Origin of the sequence: Micromonospora sp. S-DT3-3-22 (genome assembly GCF_015354745.1) — a bacterium.
Taxonomy (GTDB): domain Bacteria; phylum Actinomycetota; class Actinomycetes; order Mycobacteriales; family Micromonosporaceae; genus Micromonospora; species Micromonospora wenchangensis.
The window spans coordinates 1-9,528 of sequence record NZ_JACGMO010000184.1 but is presented as its reverse complement, the minus strand read 5'-3'; the positions used below and the strand labels follow the sequence as shown (position 1 = coordinate 9,528).

The 9,528-nt window shown below is 75.6% G+C and carries 7 protein-coding genes and 1 pseudogene; 4 read left to right on the top strand and 4 right to left on the bottom strand.

What is annotated here, in order from left to right; all coding sequences use genetic code 11:
* The 4 genes and pseudogenes from H1A17_RS32070 to lysX form a co-directional block, all read right to left on the bottom strand.
* A pseudogene (locus tag H1A17_RS32070) lies at window positions 1-187 on the bottom strand (hypothetical protein); the annotation flags it as partial.
* Between the two features lie 10 nt (window positions 188-197).
* Window positions 198-1,028, bottom strand: a complete 831-nt coding sequence (locus H1A17_RS32065; protein ID WP_145921493.1) for an alpha/beta fold hydrolase — start codon at window positions 1,026-1,028, stop codon at window positions 198-200.
* Window positions 1,025-1,735 (bottom strand): DUF998 domain-containing protein, encoded by a 711-nt coding sequence (locus tag H1A17_RS32060; RefSeq protein ID WP_194823630.1) that lies wholly within the window; start codon window positions 1,733-1,735, stop codon window positions 1,025-1,027. The genes H1A17_RS32065 and H1A17_RS32060 overlap by 4 nt, the downstream gene beginning before the upstream one ends.
* A complete protein-coding gene (gene lysX, locus H1A17_RS32055; RefSeq protein ID WP_309236920.1) occupies window positions 1,732-5,094 on the bottom strand; it encodes a bifunctional lysylphosphatidylglycerol synthetase/lysine--tRNA ligase LysX in 3,363 nt (1,120 codons plus the stop codon). The genes H1A17_RS32060 and lysX overlap by 4 nt, the downstream gene beginning before the upstream one ends.
* 203 nt (window positions 5,095-5,297) lie before the next feature.
* Here lysX and H1A17_RS32050 point away from each other — a divergent pair, with 203 nt between their 5' ends.
* From H1A17_RS32050 to H1A17_RS32035, 4 genes are all read left to right on the top strand, one after another.
* Window positions 5,298-6,437, top strand: coding sequence for a glutamate--cysteine ligase (locus H1A17_RS32050; protein ID WP_194823629.1), 1,140 nt, complete (start codon window positions 5,298-5,300; stop codon window positions 6,435-6,437).
* A gap of 132 nt (window positions 6,438-6,569) precedes the next feature.
* Window positions 6,570-7,940 carry an FAD-dependent oxidoreductase gene (locus H1A17_RS32045; protein WP_194823628.1) on the top strand — a complete coding sequence of 457 codons (1,371 nt, stop codon included), beginning with the start codon at window positions 6,570-6,572 and terminating at the stop codon, window positions 7,938-7,940.
* A 111-nt stretch (window positions 7,941-8,051) separates the two neighbouring features.
* Window positions 8,052-8,993, top strand: a complete 942-nt coding sequence (locus H1A17_RS32040) for a hypothetical protein (protein WP_194823627.1) — start codon at window positions 8,052-8,054, stop codon at window positions 8,991-8,993.
* A gap of 95 nt (window positions 8,994-9,088) precedes the next feature.
* A partial coding sequence (locus H1A17_RS32035; protein WP_309236919.1) for an aminoglycoside phosphotransferase family protein occupies window positions 9,089-9,528 on the top strand: 440 nt, incomplete at its 3' end.

Sequence of the window (9,528 nt, the reverse complement as noted above, 5' to 3'; positions counted from 1 at the left end):
CGACCGCCCGCCGCCGCCCGGTGCCGGGGCCGGACGCCGACCGGGGCCGGGCCGCCAGCAGGACGACGAGCAGCAACGCGGCCGCCACCGCAGCACCGGCCAGCAGGTCACCCGGCCGGTCCGCGAGCAGCGTCAGCCCGACGAGCGCGTACGCCCACAGACCCGTCACCACCCGCAGCCCCGACACGCCCGCCAGCCTAGGACCCGCTGTCACGTCGGACCGCCGCGACGGCGTCGGCCACCGTCCCCGGCCGGTCGACGTGCAGCAGGTGCCGGGCGTCCCGGAACACCTCCTGCCGGCCAGCGGGGAAGCTCGCCGCCAACGCCGCGTGTCCCGCCCGCCAGGCCGCCCGGCCGGCCGGGGTGGGCACGTCGCCGAGCGCGGTCAACACCCGCACCGGCAACGTCGGTGCTGCGGTCACCGCCCGCAACGCCACCAGCTCCGCCGCCACCGCCGGGTACGCCAGCCACTGCACCAACGCCCCGACCAGCACCGCCCCGCGGCCGTACGCCGCCGCCTGAGCCGGGTCGGGCGGCCGGACGCTCATCCGGCGCACCGCCCGACGCCACGCCCCCGGGCCGCACCGGCGGGCCAGACCGGACCGGTCGAGCGCCCCGGCCAGCACCGGCTCCCCGGCCGCCACCGTGCCGGCCGTCCACGCCGACCACCACCGCCACCGGGCCGCCCCGGCCGGGTCCACCAGGCTCGGGTCCACCAGCACCAGGCCGGCGAGCCGCCCCGGATGCCGCCGGGCGTACGCCTCGGCGGGCAACGCCGCCGCCGAGTGCGCCACCAGCACCGGCCGGTCCAGCCCGGTCACGGCCGCGTCGAGGCGGGCCAGTTCGGCGGTGAGGGTGGGCACCCGGGCGTCGTCCGGCCGGTCCAGCCGGCGCACCCGGTACCCGGCGGCGGTCAGCGACGGCACCAGCAGGTCCCAGGTCGCCGCCCCCTCCCCCATCCCCGGGCAGAGCAGCACCCCCGGCCCGCCGGCCCGCGCCGCCGGGTCGCCGGTGGGCGGGCCGGTCACCGGGGACGCTCCGGGCCGGGGCCCCGGCGGGCGACGGCGGCGGTGAGCAGCAGCCAGCCGGACAGCCCGGTGAGCTGGACCCGCTGCCACAGGCCCAGCCCCCACTCGGGGTGCAGCGTGGCGACCAGCGTCCCGACCGTGCCGACCGCCAGCACCACCGCCACCGCCAGCCCCACCCGGCGGCGGGCCGGGCCGCGCAGCACGGCGAGGACCGCCACCAGGCTGAGCAGCGCGCCGGCCACCGCCACCGAGGAGGTGACCGTGTGCGCCTGGTGCCGCCAGGACAACTCCCCCAGCTCCTCCAGCCGGGCGCAGCGGGCATCGATCGAGGGGGCGCAGTCCATCGAGGTCCAGCCGCCGTCGACGGCGGTGGCCACGCCGAACACCAGCAGCCCCCACCAGGCCGGCCGGGGCACCTCCCGGGCCACCCGGGCCAGCAGCAGCCCGGCCACCGTCGCGCACAGCCCGGTCGTCACGTCGCCGAGCTGGAAGACCAGGTGGTACGGCTGGTCCCGGGCGGCCAGCTCGCTCAGGTAGCTCTGCACCGGCCGCAGCCCCGGGTTGAACACCGGGGCGAGCAGCCAGGAGGCGTAACAGACCGCCGCCAGCGCCAGCGCCACCGCCGCCCCGGTCCGGGCGGCCCGGCGTCCGTCGCCCCCACGGCGGGCCGGCGGGTCCGGGGCGCGGTGCGGGCGGGGGCGGTTCACGACGACTCGCGGACCATCGGGAACGGCAGCGTCTCCCGGATGGACCGGCCGGTCAGCAGCATCACCAACCGGTCCACGCCCAGCCCCAGACCGCCGGTCGGCGGCATCGCGTACTCCAGCGCGGTGAGGAAGTCCTCGTCCAGCTCCATCGCCTCCGGGTCACCGCCGGCCGCCTTCAGCGACTGGGCGGTCAACCGCCGCCGCTGCTCGGTCGGGTCGACCAGCTCCGAGTACGCGGTGCCCAGCTCCATCCCGAACGCCACCAGGTCCCACCGCTCGGCCAGCCGGGGGTCGGCCCGGTGCTGGCGGGTCAACGGGGAGACGTCGGTCGGGAAGTCCAGGTAGAACGTGGGCACGTCGGTACGCGCCTCGACCAGCCGCTCGTACAGCTCCAGCAGCAGCTCGGCGCGCTGCCACCCCGGGTCGTACGGCACCCGGGCCGCATCGGCGCGGCGGCGCAGGGCGGCGGTGTCGGTGTCGACGGTCACCTCCTCGCCGAGCGCCTCGGAAACCGCCTCGTGCACCGTACGCACCGGCCAGGGCCCGCCGATGTCCACCAGTTCACCGGTGCCCGGTCGACGGGCCAGTGGAGCCCCGTGCACCGCCACCGCCGCCGCGACGATCAGCTCCCGGGCCAGCTCCCGCATGTCGTGGTAGTCGGCGTACGCCTGGTACGCCTCCAGCACGGTGAACTCCGGGTTGTGGCTGAAGTCGACGCCCTCGTTGCGGAACACCCGGCCCAGCTCGTACACCCGCTCGACGCCGCCCACGGCGAGCCGCTTCAGATACAGCTCGGGGGCGATCCGCAGGGTCAACCGCAGGTCGTAGGCGTTGCTGTGGGTGACGAACGGGCGGGCGTTGGCACCCCCGTGCACCCGTTGCAGGATCGGCGTCTCCACCTCCAGGAAGTCCCGGGACACCAGGGTCCGCCGCAGGCTGGTGAGGGTGGCGCTGCGGGCCCGCAGCAGCTCCCGGGCCTGCGGGCTGGTCGCCAGGTCCAGGTAGCGGCGGCGGACCCGCGCCTCCGGGTCGGCCAGGCCGTGGTGCTTGTCCGGCAGCGGACGCAGGCACTTGGCGGTGAGCCGCCAGTCGGCCACCCGGACGGACACCTCGCCGCGCCGGGTGGCGTACACCTCGCCGGTCGCGCCGACGTGGTCGCCGATGTCGACGGTGGACCGCCACCGGTCCAGCTCCTTCTCCAGCACCAGTTGCAGGTCACCGCTGCCGTCGCGGACGGTGACGAAGCAGATCCGGCCGTGGTCGCGGACCAGCAGCACCCGCCCGGCCACCGAGACGGTCTCCCCGGTGCCGGTGTCCGGGGCCAGCCCGGCGTGCCGGGCCCGCACCGCCGCGCACCCGTCGGTACGCGGCCACCCCACCGGGTACGCCTCGACGCCCTGCGCCCGCAGCCGGTCCAGCTTCGCCCGCCGGACCCGCACCTGCTCGGGAAGCTGCTCGTGCGCCGGCTCCGGGCTGACCGCGTGCACGGTGGCCGCGTCCGGCGGCACGAACCCCACCCCGCCACCGGCCGGCGGCGCACCGTACAGCGGGGACGGCCGGCCGCCGGGCAACGCCACGAAGCCTTCCGCGACGGCGGCGGCCAACCCGACCCGGGCCAGTTCCCGCCGCTCGCCGAAGCACAGGTAGCGGGGCGTCCAGTGCGGCTGGTACTTGGCGTTGGACAGGTACAGCGACTCCAACTGCCACCAGCGGGAGAAGAACAGCAGCGTACGCCGCCACAGCCGGATCACCGGGCCGGCGCCGATCCGGGCACCCTGCTCGAACACCGACCGGAACACGGCGAAGTTCAGCGACACCCGCTCGACGCCCAGCCGGGGGGCCGCGCCGAGCAGCGCGGCCACCATGAACTCGGTGACCCCGTTCTCGGCGGTGCGGTCCCGGCGCATCAGGTCCAGCGACAGCCCGTTGCCGCCCCACGGGCTCAGCGACAGCAGCGCCCGTACCCGGCCGGTGCCGTCGCGGGCCTCGACCAGCACGCAGTCACCGTCGGCCGGGTCGCCGAGCCGGCCCAGCGCCATCGAGAAGCCGCGTTCGTGCTCGGTGTCCCGCCAGCGGGTGGCCAGGGCGGCGAGGTCGGCCAGTTCGTCCGGCGGGATGTCGGCGTGCCGGCGGACCCCGGCGGTGTAGCCGGCCCGCTCGACCCGGTGGACCGCCTGCCGGACCGGGCGCATGTCCCGCCCGCCCAGGTCGAACTCCCGGGCCAGCAGGATCGCCTCGTCGCCCAGTTGCAGCACCTTCAGCCCGTGCCGGTGGTAGGCGCGCGCGCCGGCCTCGCTGGCCCCCATCACCGCCGGGGTCCAGGCGTACTCCCGGGCCTGTTCCAGCCACGCGGTGATGGCCGGACCCCACGCCTCCGGGTCGCCGACCGGGTCGCCGCTGGCCAGGCTCACCCCGTTGACCACCCGGTAGGTCAGCGCCGCCTTGCCGCTGGCCGAGAAGACCGCCGCCTTGTCCCGCCGGGTGGCGAAGTAGCCGAGCGAGTCCCGGTCGCCGTAGCGGGCCAGCAGCTCCCGGATGCGTTGCTCCTCGTCGGGGTGCAGCACGGCGGCGGCGCGCTGGGAGCGCAGCAGGGTGAACAGGCCGGCCAGGAAGGCGACCGCGCCCATCCCGCCGAGCAGCAGGTTGACCCAGCCGGGGGCCTGGCCGTGCCGGGTGACGTCCAGGGTGATCGCGCCGCCGAAGACCTTCTCGATGGCGTACCCGATCCGGTCCAGCCAGCTGTGCAGGCTGCCGGGCACGGCGGTGAGCAGCAGGTAGCCCAGCCCGACGGCCGCCGCGGCGAGGCCGAAGAACACCCCGAGGGCACGCCGGGTGCTGCCGCTGCGGACCCGGGCGTAGAACTCCCGCCGGGCGGCCAGCAGCAGGGTCAGGGCGGCGGCGGCGAAGCCGATGCCCACCCAGACGCCGACGGTCTCGATCATGCTGAACAGCCGTCGGCCGGCGTCGTCGGTGAGCTGGTCCGCGCCGACGGTCACCAGCAGCAGGCCGGTCAGCACGCCGACGACCAGGCTGAGGATGAAGTAGACGACCAGCACCCAGTACGCCAGCCGCTTGCGGCGCAGCACCGCCGCGGCGAGGGTGCCGAGGAACACCGCGTACGCCAGGTTGGCCGGCGCCGGCACCAGCAGCGTGTCGATCATGGTCCGGATCGGCTGGAACTCGGCGTTGGCCGCGCTGCTGACCGCCGCCAGCGCGCAGATCGCGGCGATGAACCACAGCAGCGCCGCGAACATCCGGGGCACCTGCCGCCGCCAGTCCCGCTCGGGTGGCCGGGCCGGGTGACCGGGCCGGCGGACCGGCGAAGGGGGCGTCACCCGGGACACCGTCGTCGGGGTCACCTGACCTCCCTCACGTCGCCGCCCCCGACCCGCCCGGTCGGGGCGGGGGTGCGGTTCGGCACCGGTCGGCGGACCGGGCCATGGTAAGCATCCGGCGCGACGACGCGCCGTGTCGCGTTTTCTCCGCCGGCCACTCTGGGTAATGCGCCGGACAGCGCGTGGCGAACCCGCCGCGACCGGGACGTGGACGGACGGTGATGGCGATGACCAGTGGGGTGGCGGCCGGGGCGGTGGCCCCGGAGCGGACCGGGCCCGACCGGCTCACGGTGGGCGTGGAGGAGGAGTTCCTCCTGGTCGATCCGCACACCGGTGCCGCGGTGCCCGCCGTCGACCTGGTCATGGCGCAGGTGCCGGCCGAGCTGCGCGGGCAGGTGGAGCGGGAGTTCCAGACCAGCCAGATCGAGATCGGCAGCCCGCCCGGGTTGGACCTGGGTTCGATCCGGCACTCGCTGGGCGTGCTGCGCGGCGCGCTGGCCGACGCGGCCGAGCGGGCCGGCGTCCGGGTGCTGGCGATCGGCACCGGGCCGGTGGCGGGACCGGTGCCGCCGGTGGTGGACAAGCCCCGCTTCGACCGGATGATCGCCCGGTTCCGGCTGCTGGTGCCCGGCCCCGGCAACAACGGCATGCACGTGCACGTCGGCGTGCCCGACCCGGACACGGGGGTACGGGTGCTCAACCACATCCGGTCGTGGCTGCCGGTGCTGCACGCGATGACCACCAACTCGCCCTTCTCCGAGGGGTTCGACACCGGCTACGCGAGCTGGCGTTCCGTCGAGTGGGAACGCTGGCCGTCGGTCGCGCCCACCCCCTACCTGGAGTCGTACGAGCACTACGAGCGGCTGATCCGGCAGTTGATCGCCAGCGGGGTGATGCTCGACGAGGGGATGCTCTACTGGTACGCCCGGCTGTCGGCGAAGTACCCGACGGTGGAGGTCCGCATCGGTGACGTCTGCCCGTCGGTCGACGACGCGGTGCTGGTCGCGGGACTGGTCCGGGCGCTGGTCGCCACCGCCATGGACGACGTGGCGGCGGGCCGTCCGCCGGTGAACACCGACCACCACCTGCTGGTGGCCGCGCACTGGCGGGCCGCCCACGACGGGTTGGAGGGCGACGGCGTCGACCTGGCCAACGGCGAGCTGCGCCCGGCGTGGGAGCTGGTGGACCGGCTGGTCGAGCGGGTCCGCCCCGCCCTGGAGGCGCACGGCGACCTGGCCGAGGTGACCGAACTGCTGGCCGGGCTGCGCCGGCACGGCACCGGGGCGGCCCGGCAGCGGGCCGTGTTCGCCCGCTCGGGCCGGCTGGAGGACGTGGTCGCCGAGGTCGCCCGGCAGACCCGTGGCTGACCGGTCCGACACCGGCCGGCGGCACGACGGCGACCGGCCGGTCGACGGCCGCCGGGCCACCCGCCGGGGTGCTGCTGGCCGGGGTGCTGCTGGCCGGCCCGGGGGCGACCCGCGCGTGGAAGACTGGGCGTCGTGACAGAGCGGCTGGTCGTCGTCGGTGGGGACGCCGCCGGCATGGCGGCGGCGTCCCAGGCCCGTCGCCGCCGGGGCGTCGACGACCTGGAGATCGTGGCGTTCGAGCGGGGGCACTTCACGTCGTACTCGGCGTGCGGCATCCCGTACTGGATCAGCGGGCTGGTCGAGGAGCGGGACGCGTTGATCGCCCGTGACCCGGCCACCTTCCGGGACGACTTCGCCATCGACGTGCGGCTGCGGACCGAGGTCACCGGCATCGACCTCGACCGTCGGGAGGTCACCGCCCGCCGGCTCGACGACGGCGGCGAGGTCCGCGAACGCTTCGACACCCTGATGCTCGCCACCGGCGCCGTCCCGAAGCTGCCCGACTGGGCGACCGGCGACGTCGACGGCATCTTCGGCATCCAGACCCTGGACGACGGCGCGGCGCTGCGTGCCTGGCTGGACGGCACGCCGACGCCCCGACGGGCGGTGGTGGTCGGTGGCGGCTACGTCGGGGTGGAGATGGCCGAGGCGCTGATCCAGCGCGGGCTCGCCGTCACCCTGGTCGAGCAGGCCGAGCAGCCGATGGCCACGGTCGACGAGGACATGGCCGCCCTGGTCGCCGAGGCGATGCGCGGGTTGGGCATCGAGATCCGTACCGGCGTCACGGTCGTCGGGGTCGAGCAGCGCGACGGCCGGGTGTCCGCGGTGGTCACCCAGACCGGCCCGGTGCCGGCCGACGTCGTGGTCCTCGGCCTGGGGGTACGCCCCAACACCGCGCTCGCCGCCGCCGCCGGCCTCCCGCTCGGCCCCACCGGCGGGGTACGGGTGGACCGGCGGATGCGGGTGCCCGGGGCGCCCGGCGTCTGGGCGGCCGGCGACTGTGTGGAGACCCTGCACCGGGTCACCGGCATGTCGGTGCACATCCCCCTCGGCACCCACGCCAACAAGCAGGGCCGGGTCGCCGGGATCAACATCGGCGGCGGGTACGCCACCTTCCCCGGGGTGATCGGCACCGCCGTGACGAAGGTGTGCGACCTGGAGGTGGGGCGTACCGGGCTGCGGGAGCGTGACGCCACGGCGGCCGGGTTCGAGTTCGTCTCGGTGATCGCCGAGTCGACGAACCGGGCCGGCTACTACCCGGGGGCCCAGTCGATGACGGTCAAGCTGATCGCCGAGCGGCCCACCGGTCGGCTGCTCGGCGCGCAGATCGTCGGCCGTTCCGAGGCGGCGAAGCGGATCGACGCGCTGGCCGTGGCGCTGTGGAACGAGATGACGGTGGACGAGATGACCGCCCTCGACCTCGGCTACGCCCCGCCGTACGCGCCGGTCTGGGACCCGGTGCTGATCGCCGCCCGCAAGGCCGTCGACGCCCTCGGCCGCTGAAACCCACCACCCCGTATCACTGCCTCGCCGGTAGGCGTCACTTTGTGGAGAGTTCTTGTCGCCAGGGCGACAAGAACTCTCCACAAAGTATGGTCTGCTCGTCGGATGCGGATGCCTGGCGACGATGCCGCCGCCCTCGACTGGTTGCTCTTCACGCAGGCCGGAGTGGTGAGCTGGGCCCAGGCCACCGCCGAACTCACCCCCTCCCGGGTCCGTCACCTGCTGGCCACCGGCCGGTGGGAACGGGTGTGCCGGGGCATCCTGCGGGCCGGCGGTGGCCCGGTGACCGTCGACCAGGCACGATGGGTGGCAGTGCTGGCCGCCGGTACCGACGCCGTCCTGGCTGGTCTCGCGGCGGCGCAGGCGGGGGGCCTGCGCGGGCATTGGTGGCACGAAGCGGTGGACGTGCTGATCCCGTACCAACGGCAGGCCCCTGACCTGCTGCGTCGGCTGCCCCTCGGCATGCCGGCGGTGCGGGTACGACGGACCCGGCAGCTCACCGACGACGACCGGCAGCGGGGCCGGCCGGACCGCACCACGATGGCCAGGTCGCTCCTCGACGCCGCCCAGTGGATGCGCGGCGACGACGATGCGCAGGCGGTACTGGCGGCCGGCTGCCAGCAGCGGCGGGTCACCCCTGGAGAACTCGACGCGGTGGCCCGCCGGTTGCCCCGACTGCGCCGGGCGGCCCTGATCCGGCGGACCATCGGCGACCTGGCCGGCGGGGCAGAGGCACTGTCCGAGATCGATCTGGTCCGGCTCTGTCGTCGCCATCGCCTGCCCCGCCCGGAGTTGCAGGAACGCCGGCGGGACGCGGACGGGCGCGTGCGTTACCTGGACGCCTACTGGCGGCAGTGGGGCCTGCACGTCGAGGTCGACGGCGCACACCACATGGACGTCCGGCAGTGGGCGGCCGACCTGCGCCGGCAGAACGGGGTGTGGATCTCCGGGGACCGCATCCTGCGGTTCACCGCCTTCGACGTCCGCCACCGCCCCGACGAGGTGGCGGCCCAACTGCGCGCGGCGCTGACCGCCGCCGGCTGGCGTCCCTGACCGTCCCGCCTCTCCGGGCGGCTCGACGCGTTCGTTCGTGGCGAGCTGTGGTCGCCGGGGCAGCAACAACTCTTCACGGTCGCCACAATGGGTCGGTGGAGATTCCGGCGGGGTTGTCGTGGGTGCGGCAGACGCCGGAGGGGCGGGAGTGGCTGGCCACGCTGGCCCGGTGGCGGGACGAGTGCGCGCAGCAGTGGTCGCTGCGGCTCGGGCCGCCCTTCCCGTACGCGTTCGCCTCGCTGGCGATGCCGGCCGACCTGCCCGACGGCACCCCGGCGGTGCTGAAGTTGCAGTACCCGGCCCCGGACAGCCGGCACGAGGCCGACGCGTTGGCGCACTGGGACGGCGAGGCGGCGGTCCGGCTGCTCGCCCACGACCCGCAGCGGCGGGCGCTGCTGGTGGAGCGGTGCCGGCCCGGCTCACCGCTGCACGAGGTGCCCGCCGACGAGGCGGTGGACGTGGTGGCCGGCCTGCTGCCCCGGTTGTGGCGGCGGGCGGCCGGGCCGTTCACCCCGCTCGCCGAGGAGGCCGTCGG